Annotated in this window: 16 protein-coding genes; 3 read left to right on the top strand and 13 right to left on the bottom strand. The window is 53.0% G+C overall.

The features are described 5' to 3' along the window. Positions 1–102 precede the first annotated feature (102 nt). From IEY53_RS00875 to IEY53_RS00905, 7 genes are all read right to left on the bottom strand, one after another. Positions 103–891, bottom strand: coding sequence for a DUF3891 family protein (locus IEY53_RS00875; RefSeq protein ID WP_189021730.1), 789 nt, complete (start codon positions 889–891; stop codon positions 103–105). A gap of 108 nt (positions 892–999) precedes the next feature. After that, positions 1,000–1,575 (bottom strand): YdhK family protein, encoded by a 576-nt coding sequence (locus IEY53_RS00880; protein WP_189021731.1) that lies wholly within the window; start codon positions 1,573–1,575, stop codon positions 1,000–1,002. Between the two features lie 253 nt (positions 1,576–1,828). Continuing rightward, positions 1,829–4,057, bottom strand: a complete 2,229-nt coding sequence (locus tag IEY53_RS00885; RefSeq protein WP_189021732.1) for an AraC family transcriptional regulator — start codon at positions 4,055–4,057, stop codon at positions 1,829–1,831. Between the two features lie 193 nt (positions 4,058–4,250). Continuing rightward, positions 4,251–5,840, bottom strand: coding sequence for an extracellular solute-binding protein (locus tag IEY53_RS00890; protein ID WP_189021733.1), 1,590 nt, complete (start codon positions 5,838–5,840; stop codon positions 4,251–4,253). Positions 5,841–5,942: 102 nt separating this feature from the next. After that, positions 5,943–6,836, bottom strand: coding sequence for a carbohydrate ABC transporter permease (locus IEY53_RS00895; protein WP_189021734.1), 894 nt, complete (start codon positions 6,834–6,836; stop codon positions 5,943–5,945). A gap of 12 nt (positions 6,837–6,848) precedes the next feature. After that, positions 6,849–7,772: an ABC transporter permease gene (locus tag IEY53_RS00900; protein ID WP_189021735.1), complete on the bottom strand. Its 924-nt coding sequence runs from the start codon at positions 7,770–7,772 to the stop codon at positions 6,849–6,851. 580 nt (positions 7,773–8,352) lie between these two features. After that, entirely contained in the window at positions 8,353–9,216 is an 864-nt protein-coding gene (locus IEY53_RS00905; RefSeq protein WP_189021736.1) for a LysR family transcriptional regulator, read from the bottom strand. 151 nt (positions 9,217–9,367) lie between these two features. Here IEY53_RS00905 and IEY53_RS00910 point away from each other — a divergent pair, with 151 nt between their 5' ends. Beyond that, the gene (locus IEY53_RS00910) at positions 9,368–10,354 is read left to right on the top strand and encodes a zinc-dependent alcohol dehydrogenase family protein (RefSeq protein ID WP_189021737.1); all 987 of its coding nucleotides are present in this window, start codon (positions 9,368–9,370) and stop codon (positions 10,352–10,354) included. An 87-nt stretch (positions 10,355–10,441) separates the two neighbouring features. Here the strand turns inward: IEY53_RS00910 and sdhB are convergent, their stop codons facing one another. From sdhB to IEY53_RS00925, 3 genes are all read right to left on the bottom strand, one after another. Continuing rightward, on the bottom strand, positions 10,442–11,206 hold the full coding sequence (gene sdhB / locus IEY53_RS00915; protein WP_189021738.1) for a succinate dehydrogenase iron-sulfur subunit: 765 nt from the start codon (positions 11,204–11,206) through the stop codon (positions 10,442–10,444). 72 nt (positions 11,207–11,278) lie between these two features. Beyond that, on the bottom strand, positions 11,279–13,024 hold the full coding sequence (gene sdhA, locus IEY53_RS00920) for a succinate dehydrogenase flavoprotein subunit (protein ID WP_189021739.1): 1,746 nt from the start codon (positions 13,022–13,024) through the stop codon (positions 11,279–11,281). A 38-nt stretch (positions 13,025–13,062) separates the two neighbouring features. Next, complete coding sequence (locus IEY53_RS00925) at positions 13,063–13,728, bottom strand: succinate dehydrogenase cytochrome b558 subunit (protein ID WP_189021740.1); 666 nt, start codon at positions 13,726–13,728, stop codon at positions 13,063–13,065. Positions 13,729–14,166: 438 nt separating this feature from the next. Here IEY53_RS00925 and IEY53_RS00930 point away from each other — a divergent pair, with 438 nt between their 5' ends. After that, positions 14,167–15,072, top strand: a complete 906-nt coding sequence (locus IEY53_RS00930) for a LysR family transcriptional regulator (RefSeq protein ID WP_189021741.1) — start codon at positions 14,167–14,169, stop codon at positions 15,070–15,072. Between the two features lie 122 nt (positions 15,073–15,194). Here IEY53_RS00930 and IEY53_RS00935 read toward each other — a convergent pair whose 3' ends face one another. Then, positions 15,195–15,863, bottom strand: a complete 669-nt coding sequence (locus IEY53_RS00935) for a potassium channel family protein (protein ID WP_189021742.1) — start codon at positions 15,861–15,863, stop codon at positions 15,195–15,197. Positions 15,864–15,877: 14 nt separating this feature from the next. Next, complete coding sequence (locus tag IEY53_RS00940; RefSeq protein WP_189021743.1) at positions 15,878–17,236, bottom strand: TrkH family potassium uptake protein; 1,359 nt, start codon at positions 17,234–17,236, stop codon at positions 15,878–15,880. A 265-nt stretch (positions 17,237–17,501) separates the two neighbouring features. Here IEY53_RS00940 and IEY53_RS00945 point away from each other — a divergent pair, with 265 nt between their 5' ends. Next, the gene (locus IEY53_RS00945; RefSeq protein WP_189021744.1) at positions 17,502–19,166 is read left to right on the top strand and encodes a CPBP family intramembrane glutamic endopeptidase; all 1,665 of its coding nucleotides are present in this window, start codon (positions 17,502–17,504) and stop codon (positions 19,164–19,166) included. A 183-nt stretch (positions 19,167–19,349) separates the two neighbouring features. Here IEY53_RS00945 and uvrC read toward each other — a convergent pair whose 3' ends face one another. Beyond that, positions 19,350–21,308: an excinuclease ABC subunit UvrC gene (gene uvrC / locus IEY53_RS00950; RefSeq protein ID WP_189021745.1), complete on the bottom strand. Its 1,959-nt coding sequence runs from the start codon at positions 21,306–21,308 to the stop codon at positions 19,350–19,352. Between the last annotated feature and the right edge of the window lie 57 nt (positions 21,309–21,365).

Below are 21,365 nucleotides of genomic sequence, written 5' to 3' on the forward strand. Positions count from 1 at the left end.
TAATAGTCCGTCAGGCTTTAAACTGTCCAAACCTACAGCACGCTGGCCACTTCCTATCGGTGTTGACTCGCCAAAATGGACCTTGGAGCCATCAAATCCTGCTTATTCCGGCCGTTCTTTTAATACAATCCGGCATACTTCTTCCGGCGTCTCCCTGTAAGCAGAGGCGATTCCCTTTTCGGCAACCGCTGACTTCAGGACACGGCGTTGACTGTAAGCAATTTCGAAGCTTTTGGTAAAAGGGAAGGGGTCCAGGAGCAAAGTACGCTCATCCTGCCATTCCGCCGAAATCTTGCGCCCCGATGTGAAGCTGAAATCTTCACTGCCGGAGAATCCCTCCGTCCACCAAGGATGCTCCTCCGATTTGGGGCTGCCCGGTTCATTCAGCGCCATGTATAATGACAGATCATCGCTGAATTGCAGCAGCCGGGCATCATAATAAAGCTCATCCTCGCCGATCGGCCTGGACTGCTCCAGCTCACGGTGAATGCGGGATCTGCGTTCAGCCTCTGCCTCCTGATAAGCCGTCAGCTCCGGGCAGGCTTCGCCCGAGGTCTCAATCAGGCGCTCAAAGTGCAGGCTGCAGAGCAATGCCCCGTACGCCGTGTCCGCTTCAATCTCATCGAGCCCCCGTGTGTAGAAGGTCAGCTTCGGCACTACAGGGAAATCAATAAAGGTGTAGGGAGCCCCCTCCGCATCATTCCAGAAAGGAGTCTCATCCAGATCAATCCAGCCCCGGTCATGATTGCTTACCGCCCGCAGCACCTCTTCACGGCGGCCTTCCTCCGGGACATGTTCTTCCTTAAACCATTTGGCAAGCTCTCCGGCCACCTTGCCGTGTTCATGCTGCTTCACCATCACAAATGCCTCAACCTGCTCCCGACAAATCACGTCCCATTCCTCCCCAGAACTTTCTCGCGCCAAGTCTATTCCAACTATGGAAATTATAACACAAACCCTGCCATGACCAAAAAATCAAATCCGTTGATGGGTTAGGCGTTACTTCACGGGGGCAAGCTCACTTTCCGTAACCCATTTGTGATTGTGGACCGGATCTCCACCGGTTGTTGGTGTGTAATCGACCATATATACAGTGGTCGGCTCTGCCGAATCTATAGTCGCGACGGCCCCTTTCATCCCTGGCATATGATCCGCTGTGACTGTAATGTCGGCACCCGATTCATAGGGAGAGGCTTTGGCGTCCTTAATTTCTTCCTGGACGATCCATTTGTGGTCCGTGACCCGTTCTCCGCCGGTAACAGGCGTATAGGAGATGGAATACGCCGTCGTTTCATAAGCTCCTGCTATGGTTGCCACTGCACCGTCCATGCCTGGCATGTGATTGGTTTTCATGATGGCCTCGCTCCCGATATTAAACTTGGGATTCACGGCTTCCTTCATCCCTTCCGGTAATTCACTTGAAGTGGAATGATTCATATGCGCGGTGTCACCCTGCTCCGTAGTAACAGCAGTCGCAGTATGCCCTTGGGTGTTGCCGCCGTCATTTCCATTCCCGCCGCAGCCGCTGAGCGCAAGCATGGCAGCTGCAGCAAGTAATGTCCATTGTTTCTTCATCTTGTATACACTCCTTTTAAACTGTATTGTTTGGCCAACCACGGGCTTTGGAAGGCATTTTTGCCTTCCAAAGCCCATAGCAAGGCCTATTGCCGCTATCAAGCTGCGGAAGTAGAGTAAGCAACTTCGTTATTGAAATTATACCCACCCGGGGTATAAATCAAACCAAAAATCCGCAGAAGAACGACTCATCGTCCCCTGCGGATCCTTTGAATGTTTCGGCTTCCGGCCGCTCCTCCAGTTTCAACATCATTCATGAACTTTTCTTCCGGTAGTCGCTTGGAGTCAGGCCGTAATATTTTTTGAACATGCGGTAGAAATAGGAGGTGTTCGTGAACCCCGTTTTTCCGGCAATTTCAGCGACCGGTTCCTGGGTACGGTTCAGCAGCTCCGCCGCTTTTCCCACACGGGTCCGGTTGATCACATCGACGAGAGTCTCCAGCGTCATCTGCTTGTAGATACGCCCAAGGTGGCTCGGAGACAGGTCCAGCTCCTGGGCAATCGCATTCAACGACAGGTTCGGATCTCCATAGCTCACATCTACAATATCATTGATTCTGCGAATCAGATCCTCCTGCTTCATGCTGCGCTTCTCCACAATGAGCCCATGCAACTGATCGATGGCAGCCAAAAAGGCTCCGCCCACTTCCTCCATCGTCTCCAGCTCATCCACAGCGGAGGTGATCAGCACAGGCACGGCCTCCGGGTCGATTAATTTATTGCGGTGAAAGGTGTACAGCACATTGTTCAAAGTAATGGCCAGACGCGCGATGGCAGCCTGTGCCGCTCCGATCGGGAAGGCCAACGTCCCCTCCATGATGGCCTTCATACAGAGCTTTGCTTCCTCCGTTTTGCCTGCCATCAGGGCATCCGTCATCCGCTTCTCCTTGTCTACCGGGAACACATAGGCCTTGGAATCCGGCAATATGCATTCCTGGGCCCGGATAATCGTACCTAAGCCATGAAAAAAGCGGTGCCCGGAGGCCGTGTCCACCTGATGGTAGAGCGCCTTCAGATGAAGCACCTGATGCTCCAGAGCCGAATAAGCCACCGATATGCCAATGTGCAGATGTTCCGCAATAGCCTGCTGAATCTGCTGGAGCAGCACGACAAGCTCTGCTTCATCCTCCATGTCCAGCTTGCCGGTATCCCCAAAAACAAACAGAATGGCATCCCCCTCTATCTCTACCGATTCCACATGATAATACTGCATCCCAAGCTCGGAACCAATGTTCATCATGGCGTACCGGTAAGCCTTCAGATCCGCCCCCCGGAGAGTGGAGAGCTGCCGGAAGCGGTCGATGCGCAGCAGCACCAGACGGTAAGGCTTCTGGAAGTCGAAGGTAATGTTCATCTGGCTGAGCCTCGCCCGCAGCGACTTGGGATTGAGCGGCTCATTGCCCAGTACCAGCCCCCGCAGCAGATGCTGGCGCAGCGTATACACATTATTGCGGTTCGCCGCCTCCAGTGTCTGCATCCGGGAAGCAATCAGGCCATAAGGTGCGTAGAGCTTGCGGGACAACACCCAGGCGGCAAGGATTCCGGCTGCCAGAATGGCCAGCGTAATCAGGATAGTCGTCGTTCGGATCTGCCTGATATTCTCCGTTACCCGTTCGTAGGGGGTTACTCTCAGATAACGCCAATCCAGCCCGTCAGGCTTCGTATAGGAGACCAGGTATTTGCGTCCGTCAATTTGACTCAGCGAATAACCTTCGAGGCCGCTGCCGGCAATCGTACGAAGCTTTGCAGTCCCTTCGGCGGTGAATGCGGCTGGCGACAGATCTTCCCCGGACAACAGCAGCCCCCGGTTATCCATGATGTAAGACCGGCCCGGCTTCTGGTCCCCATCCGCAATCTCTTTATTGATCCATGAGACGGAAATATTGACGATGATGGCGGAATTGACCGTGTTCCCGCTGCCTATCGCATCGTACCCCAGATAGGTATAGACATTTTTGGCATCGCTTTCATTGTTGCTGTTATACGTGCGCGGGATAGGTGTGAATGGTTTGTAGTCCCGGTAATGTTCTATTAAATCCAGCACCCCCTTATCGCTCAGCTCCTGCTTGGTCAGCAGTCCGTTCTGTCCGCTGTCGGCGGCAATGTAGACATATTCGGACTTCGGATTGTAGACGTAGATCGATTCGATATAGGGCATGGAGTTCAAATAATTGGACAACTCGTTCATTGCCGCAATACTGTCGTAGATGCTCGGTTCCGGGTAGAACATAAGTTTCATAATCGTGTGGTTGCGGTAGAGCTGAAAAGTGAGCGACTGGGCCGTGTCCGTCATATGGTTCACTTCCCGGCTGGTCTGGGTCAGGTCCCTCAGATCGGACTGATAATCCTCTTTGAGTGTAATCCGGTTGAAATAGATAAACAGAATCGTCGACGAGATCGTAATTGTCAGTACTGTACATAACACTATGCCAAGCAGCAGCTTTGCGTATACGCCCCATTTTTTTTCATCTTTCAGACGCAAGGCTTTCCCCCCCTGTAAGCTCTGTACGATAGATCATAAGGCATACAGACACCTTGGAACAAGAAGAAACAACTTCTCTTTCCCGTAAAAAATGCCGGACCTTCATGGCATCCCAGAAAGTCCGGCAGACTGTACATGAGGAGCAGGTTCGCCGTGTGACCGGCTTAGCATACTTGATGCCTTTTCCCTTACTTTACTTGATGCCTTTTTCCGCTACATAGGCTTCCCACTGTTCTTTATAGGCGGCCTGCACTTTCTCAAGTCCCGCTTGCTTAGCTTTGGACATCGCCGTCTCCACGCCTTCGTCGATGTTGTCAATCAGACCGGCATACAGCGGGTAGAAATATTGTTTCTCCACCTGCTCCAGCGCCGCACGCTCGGACTGGTAGGCCGAATAATCCTCCGCAAAGCCGGTAAAAATATCCGGTTTGGCGATTTTGTCCAGCTCATCGAAGATGGCCTTAACGCCGTCGTAGCCCTTGTCGAACAGCATGAACTCCGGATTACGCCAAGCCCAGCCATTCATCCCTTCACGGGCGAAGCCGTTCGAGGTGCTGTCGCCGATCATTTTGTAATAACCGTCTGCCACTTCGTAGTTCTTGCCTTCAATCCCGTATTGGGTCAATTGGTTGTAGCGTTTGTCAGTGACCATCTTCTCGTAGAAGGCCAGGGCGCGTTCCGGGTTCTTGCTGCTTCTTGGAACCGCAAATCCGTTATGAATCGGATGCACCGGTGTAGCGAACCCGCGGGTTTCGGCAAAAGAGGTGTACCCCAGCTTCCAGTCCGGATGACTGGCCTGCATTTTGATCAGCGTATCGTTGTAACGGCTCGGGTTGTCGCCCAGCATGGCGGCGGTTTTGCCGCTGATGACCGGCGCTTGCAGCGTATCTTTGACGTTCAGCACGTTTTTCGGGAAAAAGCCTTTGCCGGCCCAGCGCTTAATCGTCTCCAGATCCTTCTTCTGCTCATCGGAACCCCAATAGGAATACACTTCGCCAGGTTTGCCGTATTTAATGCCAACCCCGTACGGAAGCGGGCCGCCCACAGTATCATCGCTGATCTCACGGAACACATCCATCAGGTTCGTCTTGACGTCGGAATTTATGGACAATGGCTGCATTTCCGGCTCGTTGGCCTTGATACCGTCCAGGTAAGCCTCGAAGGTAGCTATATCTTTGGGAACGGGCAGATTATATTTCTCGCGCAGATCTTCGCGGTACACAAAGCCGTTATTGACATATTCCTTATAGGTTGCGGGAACGGTGTAGATTTTGTCGTTGATTTTGACGGCATCCCACATATCGGTGGGGACGTACTTCTGCAGTTCAGGCGCTGCAGCCGGTAAAAGCTCATCCAGCGGCAGGAACGCCCCGCTTTTCGCATAGGCTTGATACTGCGTCCAGTCTGCGGTAAAAATCAAGTCAATCGGCTGTCCCGAGGATAACAGCAGCTTGTATTTCTGGTCCCAGTCGGTCCAGCTGGTGTAGTTAAACTTGACGGTTGCATTCAGATCCGCTTCGGCGAGCTTGTTGACCTCCTCCTGAATCACAGCCAAATCCTTCGGCGCATCGCCAAGCATGTAGAATTGCAGTTCGACCTTTTTGGAGGTGTCCAGCCCTTTGGTGGTTTCAGCCGCCGCATCAGTGGCCGGAGCATTGCCGGATTTGCCCGCATTCCCTGCCCCCTCCGTCTTGGTGTTGCCCGAACCTGAGCATCCCGCAAGCGCCGACGAGAGCATTACCCCTGCCATTACCGTACCCAGCCATTTCGCTTTATTTCTCATCTGAATCCTCCCTTATTGTCTATAAAATTATATGTTATATAGATGGAGTTGAAGCTCCATCCTATATAGCCAAGGTCTGAGGGGGCATCGGCCCCCCCGGCCCTAACCTTTTACCGCCCCGATCGTCAGGCCTTTGACAAAATAACGCTGCACGAACGGATACAGGAACAAAATGGGTCCGGTGACGATGATGGCCATCGCCATTTTGGTGGACTCGGTCGGAAGATCGGTGCCCAGCGAAATCCCGGTGCCCGCACCCATCTGAGAGATGAACTGGATGCTGTTGATGATGTTGTATAGATAGAACTGCAGCTGGTACATGTTCTGGTCATTGATGAACAGCGAGGACAGGAACCAGTCGTTCCAATACGCCAAGGCCAGAAACAGGCCGACCGTAGCGATCCCCGGCATGGATAACTGCAGGACGATCCGGTAGTAGATTTTGAAATCATTGGCTCCGTCGATCTTGGCCGATTCAAAAACTTCCTCAGGCACGGCAGAGCGGATAAAGTTCTTCATCAGAATAATCAGGAACGGCGTCATCAGGCCGGGAAAAATCAGCACGGTATACGTATCCATCAGGTTCAGGTAACGCGTCATCAGGATGTACCAGGGGACCAGGCCCCCGCCGAACAGCGTCGTGAAGTAAATGAAGAACGAGAAGTAGTTGCGGTATTTAAAATCCTTGCGCTGGAGCACATAGCCGGCCATCGTGATAAAAAACAGGCCGAGCGCGGTACCCACTACTGTCGTGACACCCGTCACCCAATAGGCCCGCAGTACGGTCTCCGGGAACCGGAAGACCATTTTGTAGCCCTCCAGCGAGAACTTGGACGGGATAAGGTGGAACCCTTCACGGATAATCACTTCATTTGGCGTAAAGGAAGCGGAGATAATGAGCAGAAAAGGAAACAGGCATAGCACAGTAGCAAACAGAGTAACGGTATAGGCAATAATTCTGAACGTCATCGCATATTTTTCATCTTTGATCTTCATCGGCGGCACCTCCTAGAATAGCGCGTATTCGTCATTGATTTTGCGGATAATCGTATTGACCGTCATGACCAGAATGAAGCCGAACAGGGACTGGTACAAGCCGGCCGAAGTCGCAAGCCCGATGTCGAAGGTAACCTTGAGTGAACGGTAGACGTACGTATCCAGGATGTCCGTGACGTTGTAGAGCACACCATTGTTGCCGATCAATTGATAGAACAGGTCAAACTGACCCTTCATAATACTGCCTAGCGCAAAGAGCAGCAGCACCACGAAGGTATTTTTCAGCATGGGAACCGTAATGTACCAGACTCTGTGAAAAATATTCGCCCCGTCAATCTTGGAGGCTTCATAATACTCTTCGCTGATCCCCGTGATGGCGGCCAGGTAGATGACCATGCTGTATCCGAGATTTTTCCACAGGTAAAAAATAATGATCAGCGGCACCCACACCCAAGGGGTGTTGTAGACATCGACAGGATTCATATGAAAGGCCTTCAGCATCGTGTTCAAGAAACCGCTGTCATAATTGAACAGATTGTAGACGACCACACTGAGAATAACGAATGAAATGAAATAAGGAAGAAACATAATCGACTGGGTCAGCTTCTTGAACCATTTCAGCCGGATCTCGCTCAGCAGGATTGCACAAAAAATCGCCAATACATTGCCGAATAAAATAAAGGCCGCATTGTATCCAAGCGTGTTCACCGTCAGCTTGGCCAGAATGCCGGAATTCCACAGGAACTTGAAATTCTCCATCCCGACGAATTCACTGTTGAACAAGCTCCTGTTGAAGTCAAACTTGGTAAAGGCGTAATAGATCCCGACCATCGGGATGTACGCGTTAATAATGAAGAACACAACTACAGGCAGCAGCATCAAAAACATAATCCGGTTCGCGGACAACTCACGCAGCAATCCTCTACGGGGCGTCATACGTTCATTTCTCCTCCTTGTATGTCTCTATTAAGGTTGAACCCGCCCCTTGGTGGGTTCGAACCTAGTGTACGTCCGGCTGAACCGTTCCAGCTAGAGCAACATCAAGCGGAGAGTGAACGAATTGAACAATTTCACAGTGAACAAATTCGGTTTTTGTGAAGTTATCGGCGGAAAAGAGCGGTGAAGAGTTTGGCGGACAGACTGTTGTGGGAGGCGAGCGGTTAGGCTGGGGGGCGGTGCTTAGCAAGAGTGGGGCACCGCGCTGGGACACGGCGCGGGTGGGGCGCTTAGCCGGGGCGGGACACGGCGCGGGGGGATGCGCTTGGCCGAGGCGGGACACGACGCGGGGCCAGGGCGCAGGGGCGGTGCTTGGCGGGTAAAGGCATTCTGCTGCATTTCGTGCAGCAGAATTGGCTAAATAGTTACTTTTCAGCACTTCTAATGTATTTGATACATTAGAATATCCGCAAATAGCCCGTTTGGGGCCATTTACGGTGATTAGACTGCACCAAATGCAGCAGAAGCTTGTTTGGAGGACTCTCCAGCTCCTTCTGCTGCACTTTTTGCATCAGAACGGTTATACACGTCTGTTCCCTTCAAGGAATGAACGCCATACAGACAACGCACTGGAACAGGACGATTCCTTGCGGTGCACAAAATTGACCTCCAGTTCCCGATACGCCCCGGGCAGATGATGAGAGAGAATTCTCCCTGCGGATTCCGCTTGGGAGACCGACGATCCCGGCAGCATAGATACGCCAAGACCCGCCGAGACGCCGTTCAGAATCATCTCCAGTGTGCCATATTCTATAATTTTATAGCTTGTGGTCCCACTCTCGCGCAGAAATTGCTCTGCCCGTTTGCGATGGGTACACCCTACATCAAAGAAAAGCATCGGCTTTGCCAGCAGCTGCAGCATGTTCTGCTCACCCGGTTCCGAGATCAGCACCAGCTCCTCCCTGAAAGCCGCCACCTGTTCCAATGCCGGAGAATCTACAGGCCCATACACAAAAGCACCCTCCAGCTCACCGCTCAGCACCTTCTGCACAAGTGCATGCGTACCTCCGGTGATCAGCGATAGATCCACATCAGGGAACGCCGAATAATATTCGGCCAGCAGCGGTGTGAGATGGGTAACAGCAGCCGTCTCGATGGAGCCGAGGCGTAAAGGCCCGGAAGGATGGTCAGAGTACCGGGTGGTCTGCACCGCTTCATCCATGAGCTTCAGGATTTGATCCGCATACCCCAGCAGGTTCTCTCCTGCCGGGGTCAAGATCATCCCCCGGTTGGAGCGCCGGAACAAAGGCAGCCGAAACTCAGCCTCCAGGGATTGAATCCGGCTTGTCACATTGGACTGCACATAATTCAGCACCTGCGCGGCCCTGGTAATGCTGCCTTCCCGGGCGACCGCCTGGAATATTCTCAAATCACCGCTTTCCATTCTCGGTTCACCTTCCAGTTGTATGTAATCTAGTATGATTATTTATGATAGCCACTTTCAGTTCTGTTCATTTTACCGGATGATCCCCGCTGTGTACAATCAGTTCAGAACCATTCGGTATGGTCATAAGGTGAAGGAGGCCAGCAGAACAATGAGAGCAATCGTACATGCCGGCAGTAGCGGGCTTGAGGGTCTGAAGTATCAAAAGGCAGCGGACAGAACGCCCGGCCCCGGCGAGGTGAAAGTAAACTTAAGAGCGGCCGGAATCAATCACCGTGATTTATTCCTGATGGCTGCACGGACAAATCAGGACGCCCCGTTAATCCTGGGCTCCGACGGTGCGGGGGTGATTGAGGCGGTCGGCACGGGCGTTGTGGATCTGCCTATCGGGGCTAAGGTCGTGATCAATCCCTGCATCGGCTGGGATACACTACAACCTGTGCCGGACGTTCCGCAGATCGTCGGCGGACCCACGGACGGCACTTTGGCGGAAGCGATTCTTATTCCAGCGAAGAACGCCTACCCCAAGCCGGAATATCTGACTTGGGAGGAGGCCGGAGTGCTGCCCCTGGCCGCCCTAACGGCCTACCGGGCACTGTTCACCCGGGGCCGCCTGCAGCCGGGCGAGCATGTGCTCATCCCGGGGATCGGCGGCGGTGTGGCAACCTTCGCCTTGCTTATGGCAGTTGCGGCAGGTGCCCGGGTCAGCGTGACCTCACGCAGCGAAGTGAAACAGCAAAGGGCACTCGCCCTTGGTGCCCGGCAAGCCGTGGACAGCCACAGCAACTGGAACGAGAGCCTCCACGGTGAACCTGTGGATCTTATTCTGGACAGCATCGGACCCTCCACCTTAGGGCAGTCTTTGGAGGTCATCAAACCGGGCGGCCGAATCGTTATGTTCGGAGCAAGCTCCGGGGACAGACTAGAGTTCCCGGCGAGATCGCTGTTTTTTCCACAGGCCAGTCTGATCGGCACCTCTATGGGCAGCAGCGAAGAATTCGGGGAGATGCTTAAGTATATAGAGCTGCACCAAATCCGGCCTGTCCTGGACCGTGTATTCGCTGTCCAGGACACCGCTTCAGCCTTCCGGCGGATGCAGCAGGGGGAACAATTCGGCAATATCGGCATCCGCATTTAAGTCCCTTGTTACAACTAAAAAAGCATCCAAGCACAGAGACCTCACTCTGCCTTGGATGCTTCTTTATTTCAACCGGCTTATAGTGTGTTACACACCCAGCCAACGCTTGAACATATGCTTGGTGCTCTGTTTGTTGATCTCGGCAATGGACGTCGTAAGCGGGATGCCTTTCGGGCAGGCAGCGACGCAGTTCTGCGAATTGCCGCAGCCGTCGATACCGCCGTCTTCCATAACAGCATCCAGACGGTCATCCGCGTTCATCTCACCTGTCGGGTGTGCATTGAACAGACGGACTTGCGAAAGGGCTGCCGGTCCGATGAAGTTGGTCTTCTCATTAACGTTCGGACAAGCCTCCAGACAAACACCGCAAGTCATGCATTTGGAGAGTTCATACGCCCATTGGCGTTTCTTCTCCGGCATCCGCGGTCCCGGACCGAGGTCATAGGTGCCGTCGATCGGAATCCAGGCCTTGACCCGCTTGAGTGCATTGAACATCCGGGTACGGTCAATGACAAGGTCGCGGACCACGGGAAAAGTCTTCATCGGCTCAATGCGGACGGGTTGTTCCAAATTATCTATAAGCGCCGCACAGGCTTGGCGGGGCTTGCCATTGATGACCATTGAGCAAGCGCCGCATACTTCTTCCAGACAGTTCGAATCCCAGCATACCGGAACCGTATTATCGCCTTTGGCATTGACCGGATTGCGCTGGATTTCCATCAGCGCACTGATCACGTTCATGCCCGGACGATAAGGAAGATCAAATTCCTCCGTATACGACGAGCTCTGCGGTTCGTCCTGGCGGGTAATAATAAACTTTACGTTTTTGGGGGCTGCAGCTGTTTCCGCCATATCAGTTACCTCCTAAAAGTTTTGTAAACATCTGTTGGTGCGTCTGTTTCATGTGAGCTATGTCCTGTAACCTTATTTATCCTTGGAATAGTCGCGAATACGCGGTGGAATGAGCGAGACATCCACTTCGTCGTAAGTGATCTGCGGGCCATCCGCTGTCCATGCCGCTTTGGTGGTCTTCAGGAACTCCTCATCATTGCGGTCCGGGAACTCCGGCTTGTAATGTGCCCCGCGGCTCTCGTTGCGCAGCAGTGCCCCCAGCGTCATCGCTTCGGACAGCTCCAGCATATTCCACAGCTGACGGGTAAAGGCGACGCCTTGGTTATTCCAGCGTGACGTATCGCTCATGTTGATGTTCTTATAGCGCGCCTTCAGTTCCTTGATCTTGGCGATCGTCGCTTCCAGCTTGGTATTGTGCCGCACTACAGTCATATTGGCCGTCATCCATTCGCCCAGCTCCTTGTGGATGACATAGGCGTTCTCCGTGCCCGACATAGCAAGCAGGGATTCGTATTTATCGGTCTGTTTCTTGTGGAAGGTGTCGAATACGGATGAAGAGATGTCCTTCACCGATTTCTTCAGGCCTTTGATATATTCAACCGCTTTAGGTCCGGCTACCATCCCGCCATAAATCGCGGAGACCAGGGAATTTGCACCCAGGCGGTTCGCTCCATGATACTGATATTCACATTCTCCCGCCGCGAAGAGGCCGGGGATATTCGTCATTTGATTATAGTCGACCCACATGCCACCCATGGAATAATGGACCGCCGGGAAGATTTTCATCGGAATCTTGCGCGGGTCGTCCCCCATGAACTTCTCATAGATCTCGATAATGCCGCCCAGCTTGACGTCAAGCTCCTTCGGGTCCTTGTGGGAGAGGTCAAGGTAGACCATGTTCTCCCCATTGATGCCAAGTCCCTGATCCACACAGACATTAAAAATCTCCCGGGTGGCAATATCACGCGGCACCAGATTCCCGTAAGCCGGATATTTCTCCTCAAGGAAATACCATGGTTTGCCGTCCTTGTAGGTCCAGATGCGTCCGCCTTCACCGCGGGCCGATTCCGACATCAGCCGCAGCTTGTCGTCGCCCGGAATGGCCGTAGGGTGAATCTGTATGAATTCTCCGTTGGCATAATGCACACCCTGTTGGTAGACCGCACTTGCAGCAGTCCCCGTGTTGATAACGGAGTTTGTCGTTTTGCCAAAAATAATGCCCGGTCCGCCGCTCGCCAAAATCACGGCATCGGCAGGGAACGTCTCAATCTCCATCGTCTTCAGATTCTGCGCGCTGATTCCGCGGCAGACGCCGTCGTTGTCGACAATGGCTGACAGGAACTCCCAGTTCTCGCTTTTGGTCACGAGACCTTCCACTTCCCAGCGGCGCACCTGCTCGTCAAGCGCATAGAGCAGCTGCTGCCCTGTGGTAGCTCCGGCGAATGCTGTCCGGTGACGTTTCGTACCGCCAAACCGGCGGAAATCAAGCAAACCTTCCGGCGTACGGTTGAACATAACGCCCATCCGGTCCATCAGGTGGATAATTCCCGGGGCTGCTTCACACATCGCTTTGACCGGAGGCTGGTTGGCCAGAAAGTCACCGCCGTAGACCGTATCATCAAAATGCTCCCAAGGCGAATCCCCCTCGCCTTTCGTGTTGACTGCGCCGTTGATGCCGCCCTGGGCACAGACCGAGTGGGATCTTTTGACGGGTACTAATGAGAATAAATGGACATGCGCACCGGACTCCGCCGCCTTGATGGTAGCCATCAGGCCGGCCAGGCCGCCGCCCACGATAATGATATCGGCTGTTGCCATGGTAAGTTCACTCCCTTTATATCTACAGTTAGATTAGGTTAGATCAGGTTCTTCAAAGATTGCGCCAGCGCAACTGTGTTCTGGAATTCACTGTCACGGAACGTAACAAGCGAGAGCAGGAACATGAAGGTAACGACTACGAACAGGCCCAGACAAATCACAGAGGAGACACGCTGCGAGCGCGGTCCTACAGTAATGCCCCAGCTGATCAGGAAAGACCAGAGTCCGTTGGCAAAGTGGAAGGATGCAGCCACGATACCAATTACATAAAAACTGAGCAGCAGCGGCTGGGTCACAATATTGTGCATCAGACCCCCAAGCTCCTCATGCTCCACGTTGCCAAGCGTGACCTGAAAGCGGGTCTCAAATACATGCCACACGATAAAGATGAAGGTAACAACGCCTGTAATGCGCTGCAGTGTGTAGCGCCAGTTGCGCTCCAGGTTAAAACGGTTCAGGTTCGGCTTGGATTGGTAAGCAATGTACAGCCCATATACCCCATGGTAGAGCAGGGGCAGCCATATGCCGAACAATTCCAGGAAGAAGACCAGCGGCAGGCTGTTCAGGAACAGCACACTGTCTGTAAAACCCGAAGCACCACCTTCTACTGCCGCGAAATTTGTCAACATGTGCTCCAGGAAAAAGGCTCCGAGCGGGATAACGCCAAGCAAGGAATGAATTTTTCTGGAATAAAATCCTCTCATAGCAAAGATAGCCCCTTTCGATTAAAACAGCGTTTTCATTAGTGTTCATACACCGCCGGGACTACAGTTGAAACAGGTTGAACCACCCTGCACAGGGTGGCTGGGAGCAGATGTCCACCGCTATCCATTGTTTTCCCGGACTTTGTCTTATCATTCACAAAGTGTGAATATCTTGTGTCACTTTTCATGTTACTCCTTTTCCTCTTATAAGGGAATTGCAATCTAATTATTAATCGTTATACAATAAACGCATAAGAATATTTTTTATGTGATAATAATTCTCATTTAGAAGCATGCAACTGCGGCCTTGTCCCTCCTAACCCTTATAGAACAACAGATGTGCCACTATTCGGCTATGCGCTTTGTCACTTCATTCAGGGTCACAATATCGCAAAATGCGGAGTGACCCTAATTTTGGATTACGGGAGGAATCGTGAAATGTTTGATGATTTGGACATTTTTGCCTCGGTTGTGGAGCATTCCAGTCTGAACCGCGCATCCCGCCAGCTTAATCTGTCCCAGCCCGCCTTATCCCGTAAAATCTCCAAACTGGAAGAACGGCTCGGCGTTCCGCTGTTCACCCGGTACGGCAAACGGCTGGAGCTGACAGAGGTCGGGCGCCTAACCTATACCTATGCCCTGGAGCAGCGGCAGCAACGTTCCAAATTCCTGGAGGCGCTCTCCAAGTTCAAGGAAGGCGAGCCGCTGCTGGTTACGCTCGGCGCCAGTCTTACCACACTGCAGACAACGCTGCCGCCGCTGGTGAACGCCTACATGGAGAAATATCCGGCGGCGGAACTGAAGCTTAATACCGGCAGAACCCATGAGATTGTCACCTCAGTCAGCGAAGGCAAGTCCGATGTCGGCATCATTGCCTCCTCCATACAGGAGCCGGGATTGCGCTGCATCCCCTTGTTCGAGGATCAGCTGCGGCTGGTCGTGTCAGAGCATCACCCGCTGACCCTGTTTCCTAAGCTGACCATGGACCATCTCTCCCGTCTGCCGATGATTCTGTTCTCCAAGGGCACTTGGTACCGCCGCCTGACGGATGATCTGTTCCAGCGCTGCGGCATTGATCCCGATGTACGCATGGAGATCGATTCCTTCGAGGCCATCGTCCGCCTGCTGCCAACGATCAAAGCCGCGGCACTGCTGCCGAAATCCTATTTGCGTCCCGAGCTGCTGAACGGCGGCGGACTCGTCTCGCTGCATATCAAGGAGCTGGAGCAGACCCAGCGGACCACCTGCATTATCTACCGTGACAGCGGCGGACTAAGCACGGCGGCGCGCAGCCTGGTACAAGTGACGGAGGATGTTTTCCTGTCCAGGCTGGAGAATACTTAAGCATCCGGGACGCGTTGTGCTGAATGGCCGGAGATTCCTCTGGCAAAAGTCAAAAAGCCCACCCGGCCTGCAAGGGTCCGGATGGGCTTTTGTTCTGAGTATCCTATAATATCGAAGTCTCTCTATTCCTGATTCACAGTTTCATTCTCAAACCGGTCAATACTCTCATTGGAGCCGATGACCACAATGATATCATTTTCATGCAGATCATCGAGTGCGGTTGGGGCAACAATAATGCCGCTTTCCCGGTTAATCGCGATGATGCTGCAGCCGTATTTGGCCCGGGTGTTGAGCGCTGCCAGGCTTTTTCCGTCCATACAGGCAGGGACCGTCAGCTCGACGATTTTGTAATCCTTGGAGATTTCAATATAGTCCAGCAAATGGGGGGTCACCAGTTGATGCGCCACCCGGACTCCCATATCCCGTTCCGGAAAAATTACCCGGTCCACGCCCAGCTTGGACAAGGCCCGGCCATGGAGAATCGATATAGCTTTGGCTACGACCTGCTTCACACCCAGCTCTTTCAGGAGGATCGCCGCCAGAATGCTGCGCTCCATATTGTCACCGATCGCTACAATGCCACAGTCAAAATTCCGTACGCCCAAAGAGCGCATGATCCCCTCATCCGTAGCATCCGCCATCACGGCATGTGTCAGCTGTTCGCCCATTTCCTCCACCCGTTCCTCGATATGGTCAATACCGAGTACTTCATAGCCCATTTCCATCAGCTCCAGGGCCAGACTGGAACCAAAACGGCCAAGGCCGATTACAACAAATTGCTGTGGTTTCATGATCCGGTTGCTCCTTATCCTATAATCATTTTGCCTTCGGGATACTTATACAATGGTTTACCCTGTTTCGGCCCAAGTGCATAGGCGAGCGTCAAGAGCCCCAGGCGGCCCGCGAACATTGTCACGCAGATCAGGATTTTGCCTATCGTCGACAACTCCGGTGTCAGTCCCATACTCAGCCCAACCGTGGCAAACGCTGAGGTGGTCTCAAATAAAATCATCAGAAAGTTGCGGTCCTCCGTAGTGGAGAGCACCATGGAGACGGAGACGATCAGCAGCAGCGCCAGCAGTGTAACGGTCAGCGCCTTAAAAATCCGCTCCTGCGCCAGCCGGTAACGGAACAAGACAATATCTTCACGTCCGCGCAGCATCGCCACCACGGCACCAATCATGATGGTGAAGGTCGTGGTCTTGATTCCGCCGCCCGTTGATCCCGGAGAAGCACCAATAAACATCAGAATAACAATAAAGAACTGCGAAGCCTGGCGCAGTCCGGCAATATCCAGCGTGTTGGCTCCCGCCGTACGGGGAGTAACCGATTGGAAAAAGGCCGACAGGAGCTTGCCGCCAAAAGGCAAAGAACCCAAAGTCCGGGGATTGCTGAATTCAAAAATAAAAATAACCAGCGTACCCGTGAGAATGAGTGCTGCGGTCATCGACAAAACAACCTTGCTGTGTAGGGACAGTCTGCGTTTGTGACGATACTCCATAAGATCCGCCATCACGATAAACCCGATGCCTCCGGAAATAATCAGAAACATGACAACAATATTAACCAGAGGATCGTTGACATATCCGGTTAAGCTGCGGTATTCGCCGAACAGATCAAATCCGGCATTATTGAACATGGATACCGCGTGAAAAATCCCAAAGTACAGCGCTCGGCCAAACGGCATGTCGAACACAAATCGAAAAGTTAACAACACCGCTGCCATCCCTTCAATGACAAGCGAATAAATCAGCACCCTGCGGATCAGCCGGACGATACCCTCCATCGAGCCCTGGTTCATGGCCTCCTGAAGGATTAATCTGTCCCTAAGTGAAATTCTGCGCTTCAGTACCAGCGCAAACAGCGTGGCCATGGTCATGAAGCCCAGACCGCCAATCTGTATCAGCACCATAATGACAATTTGTCCAAACTGGGAAAAAAACGTCCCCGTGTCCACTACTACAAGTCCTGTTACACAGGTGGCAGAAGTTGCTGTAAACAAGGCATCCATAAAGTTTAAAGAAGTTCCTGTCGTATTCGATACGGGCAGCATCAGCAGCATGGTCCCGATCAATATAATGGACGCAAAGCCTAACACCAGAATCTGAGGCGGGGCCAGCCTTAGTAATCTGCGTTCGGAAGTCGTCGATAATGGGGACGCCACTTGTCTCACCTCTTCATTGTAATATTAAATGTTGTTGTATGTATTACTCGGCCAAAGGCGTGCAGCACTCAAATTATATACGTTATTACCGGACTTCACAAAACATTTTTCAAGCATTTATAGGATACCGCTTCCAACCCGTTTCATTGCCTTCACAGACCCTACAATGGTAAAATACACAAATAAATTGCCTGGAATGCATCCGCCTACTTGTCTCATATGCTCTTATTATCGCCATTGTTAACTCATCCCAAGGAGGCGTTCCATGAATCGCGTCGGCCAACCCCTGCAGCTGCGGCCCCTTTCCAAAAAGCTCATCATCGCGGGCCTGATCGGTCTTGTCATCTTTATCATATTCCAAGTACTCCCTTCGGTCCTTTCCACTTCAGACGGCGAAAGTACTACAGTCATCAGCAAAGCGGAAGCCCGTAAGCAGGCGGCAGCATTCGCGGCAGCAGAGCTCGGTTATAAGGAGACGGCAAGCGACCAGTGGAGTGTGGTGTACCGGACAGACTCCGCTTTTTATGGCTATATGTCCCGCGAAAAGCTGCTGACGGACTATTCCAAAAACAAGCTGGATCAGCGTTATCCTTTTGACGTCTATCAGGCAAGCCTGCGGGTCGGCGGGGAAGATCACCCCAGTCTGGCCATTGATCTTAATATGTATACCGGTAAAGTTGTAGCTTTTGCACGCGGGAGTGAGATCCCCTTCACACAACAGGCTTCAGTCGGCGGGAGTAGCGGTTCACAGCTGACCTTGGAGCAAAAGGAGAATTTGGCCCGTCCCTGGCTGCGGCTCTGGGGGGTCAATCCGGCGAAGCTGCAAGTCGATCCGGGCAGAGACAGCTTCGGGCTGGTCTACGCCGATAGCTCAGTCAAGGTAGGGGAGTCCCGGCTGCAATATTTTTTTAATTTTGCAGACAGCGAAGTCTCTTCCTTCCGGGCAGGCTTCACCGCCCCGGCGTGGCACACGACGTATGTCACGGATCAGACCTCTCTCGCCACCAAGCTTACTATGTACGGCTACGGAATCCCTACACTGGCGCTGGGCATTCTTGCCCTCATCTACAGCATTCTCCGCAGAGGCCATACTTCATTCGCCCGCGGGGTGTTCTTGAGCTCGGTGCATTTTGTAATCATGATGGTCAGTACCTATAATATGTTGCCCGAAACGTCCGGCGATGACGCGTCGGCCCGCTTGACCTCGATCATCATGTTCACCCTGTACGCGCTCTATAGTCTGCTTATGTCCTCGCTGCTCTACTTTTCTCTGGTCGGCGGAGACGGATTATGGCGGCAGGAGGAAGGACTGAACCCATGGCCCCGGGCTACGGAACCGGGATATGGACAATATGTGCTAAGCAGCATCCGTGCCGGCTATATCTGGGCTTTCGTGCTGCTCGGTGTGCAGACCGTGATGTTTATTATTTTGAGCTATACCCTGGACAACTGGTCCACCACCGATGCCGACCAGTCGCCGTATAACATGCGGTATGCCTGGCTGCTGCCGATTGTAGCGTGGCTTGCGGGTCTTTCCGAAGAAGCGGTGTACCGCCTGTTCGGGATTCGGATGCTGAAAAAGCTCGTCCGCAGCACTCTGATTGCCAGTCTGATCACTACCCTGATCTGGGCCTTCGGCCATACGCTGTATCCGATCTATCCGGTCATCTCCCGCCCGATTGAACTGACCGTCATCGGGCTGCTGTTCAGTTATATTTTTCTCCGGTACGGATTTATAGCCGTCATGTTCAGCCACGTCGTATTTGACAGCATCCTGATGGGCGCTACGCTCATCTTTATGAAGGACAGCATCAATGTAGCCTCCGGCATCTTCGCGCTCGTTATGCCGTTCCTGGTAGGTTACGTCGTCTACCGCTTTAATTCTCCGGCGAAGCCGGGGCCTTTGAAACCGGGGAATGGTTTGCGCTAGGTCTCACCTCCACCTCTCCATCGTCAAACGCTGTTCGTCACCAGCCAGAATGGGTCCCGAATGTAAAGAAGCGATTCCCCGGGTAACGGGAGAATCGCTTTTTTTTACAAACTTGTAAGGTTTCTAAAATGATCAAGGCGTCTCTTCCCCACTTTTGGGTCAGCCCCTTTAGCAGTAGCGGTCTTAATCTACACTTGGCTCCTCATCCCTGAGCGCATCCAGGATTTGTCCCGCCAGCTTGTCACCAATGGAGAGCGGCCGGAAATCCTCTACCGCGGCTTCCTTGATCTTCTTCAGCGAGCCAAAATGCTTCAGCAGCAGCTTCCGCCGTTTGTCGCCGATTCCCGGAATGGCATCCAGCTTCGAGGTGACCATCGATTTCCCGCGCTGTTCCCGGTGGAACGTAATCGCGAACCGGTGAACCTCATCCTGAATCCGCTGCAGCAGATAGAATTCCTGGCTATCCCGGGCCAACGCCACCGGCTCCGGCGGATCTCCCACCAGCAGCTGTGCAGTCTTGTGCTTATCATCCTTCACGAGTCCGCAGACCGGAATGAAGAGGCCGAGCTCATTCTCTAGAATATCTATCGCTGAAGAGATCTGTCCTTTCCCTCCATCGACGACGATCAGATCCGGCAGCGGCAGGTTCTCTTTCAGCACCCGCTCATAACGGCGGCGGATCACCTCGCGCATTGTTCCATAGTCATCGGCACCGATGACGGTGCGGACCTTGTATTTGCGGTATTCTTTGCGGGCCGGCTTGCCGTCAATGAATACAACCATGGCCGACACCGGATTGGTCCCCTGGATATTCGAGTTATCAAAAGCTTCAATGCGGCTCAGATTCGCAAGCCCCAGGCTTTGCCCTAGGCTGACCGCCGCTCCCGAGGTCCGTTCCTCATCCCGTTCGATCAGCCGGAATTTCTCATCAAGCGCTACCCGGCCATTCTCGCAGGCCATGCCGACCATCTGCTTCTTGAGGCCGCGCTGCGGCACCAGTACTTTGATGCCCAGCCATTCCTGGAGAATGGCGGCCCCGCCGGCAGCGTCGACCACGCCGGCCGCTGCGGCGGCTTCGGTTGCAGCCTCGCGTTCAGCCGTTTCCTGGGCTGTCTCCGGTTCCTCGGGACCGGCTTTCAGTTCTTCCGCAGCCAGCACCGCCAGCTCACCGGCAGCAGGCTTGGCTGCGATTCCACCTTCGCGCAGCGGGTCCGGCAGCAGGATTTCCTGTGGAAGTGCCGGATTGTCACTATAATATTGCGTCACATAGGACATAAAATCACTGTAGGCATCACCATAGAACGGAAAAGCCGACGAGTGCCGCTGAATCATTTTCCCCTGGCGCATATACAGGATCTGCACACACATCCAGCCCTTATCTACGGCATAACCAAATACGTCGCGGTCCCGGGTGTCCGGGGTATTGATCTTCTGCTTCTCCATCAACGCATCGATGTGAATGATCTGATCCCGCAGCTCCTTGGCCCGCTCAAAATAAAGCTCCTCGGCAGCCTCCTGCATCTTTTTCTGCAAATCCTTCTTGACCGCCTCATGGCCGCCGCCCAGAAATCCGGATATACTTTGAATAATCTCATCATAAGAAGACTTCGGTACTTCCTTCTCACATGGAGCCAGACACTGGCCCATATGATAATACAGACAGACTTCCTTAGGCATAACCCCGCATTTACGCAACGGATACATCCGGTCCAGCAGCTTTTTGGTCTGCTGGGCGGCATATGCATTCGGATAGGGGCCAAAATATTTTGCTTTATCCTTAAGCACCCGGCGTGTCACTTCAAGACGCGGATGAGCTTCATTCGTGATTTTGATATAGGGAAAGGTCTTGTCATCCTTCAGCAAAACGTTATAACGGGGCATATGCTTCTTAATCAAATTACACTCCAGAATGAGTGCTTCCATGTTGCTGGCCGTAACAATATATTCAAAGTCGACAATGTTGGCCACGAGCCGCTGTGTTTTGCCGTTATGGCTTCCGGTAAAATAAGAGCGGACCCGGTTCTTCAGCACCTTGGCCTTGCCCACATAAATAATGGTGCCTTCTTCATTCTTCATCAGATAGCACCCGGGCAGGTCGGGTAACAACGCCAGCTTGTTGCGGATATTATCCATATAGTCCATAATTTCTCCCCCACCTGAATCCTCCCCGCGCCGCAAGACCCGGGGGCATCCTCCTGT

The organism is Paenibacillus albidus (assembly GCF_014644435.1).
Lineage (GTDB): Bacteria > Bacillota > Bacilli > Paenibacillales > Paenibacillaceae > Paenibacillus_AQ > Paenibacillus_AQ albidus.

What these genes read in the sequence shown, in the direction of transcription:
- IEY53_RS00890 (WP_189021733.1), bottom strand. Translation starts at nt 5,840, where the DNA reads ATGAGAAATAAAGCGAAATGGCTGGGTACGGTAATGGCAGGGGTAATG.
- IEY53_RS00930 (WP_189021741.1), top strand. Translation starts at nt 14,167, where the DNA reads ATGTTTGATGATTTGGACATTTTTGCCTCGGTTGTGGAGCATTCCAGT.
- sdhA (WP_189021739.1), bottom strand. Translation starts at nt 13,024, where the DNA reads ATGGCAACAGCCGATATCATTATCGTGGGCGGCGGCCTGGCCGGCCTG.
- IEY53_RS00905 (WP_189021736.1), bottom strand. Translation starts at nt 9,216, where the DNA reads ATGGAAAGCGGTGATTTGAGAATATTCCAGGCGGTCGCCCGGGAAGGC.
- IEY53_RS00925 (WP_189021740.1), bottom strand. Translation starts at nt 13,728, where the DNA reads ATGAGAGGATTTTATTCCAGAAAAATTCATTCCTTGCTTGGCGTTATC.
- IEY53_RS00880 (WP_189021731.1), bottom strand. Translation starts at nt 1,575, where the DNA reads ATGAAGAAACAATGGACATTACTTGCTGCAGCTGCCATGCTTGCGCTC.
- uvrC (WP_189021745.1), bottom strand. Translation starts at nt 21,308, where the DNA reads ATGGACTATATGGATAATATCCGCAACAAGCTGGCGTTGTTACCCGAC.
- sdhB (WP_189021738.1), bottom strand. Translation starts at nt 11,206, where the DNA reads ATGGCGGAAACAGCTGCAGCCCCCAAAAACGTAAAGTTTATTATTACC.
- IEY53_RS00910 (WP_189021737.1), top strand. Translation starts at nt 9,368, where the DNA reads ATGAGAGCAATCGTACATGCCGGCAGTAGCGGGCTTGAGGGTCTGAAG.
- IEY53_RS00935 (WP_189021742.1), bottom strand. Translation starts at nt 15,863, where the DNA reads ATGAAACCACAGCAATTTGTTGTAATCGGCCTTGGCCGTTTTGGTTCC.
- IEY53_RS00895 (WP_189021734.1), bottom strand. Translation starts at nt 6,836, where the DNA reads ATGAAGATCAAAGATGAAAAATATGCGATGACGTTCAGAATTATTGCC.
- IEY53_RS00900 (WP_189021735.1), bottom strand. Translation starts at nt 7,772, where the DNA reads ATGACGCCCCGTAGAGGATTGCTGCGTGAGTTGTCCGCGAACCGGATT.
- IEY53_RS00945 (WP_189021744.1), top strand. Translation starts at nt 17,502, where the DNA reads ATGAATCGCGTCGGCCAACCCCTGCAGCTGCGGCCCCTTTCCAAAAAG.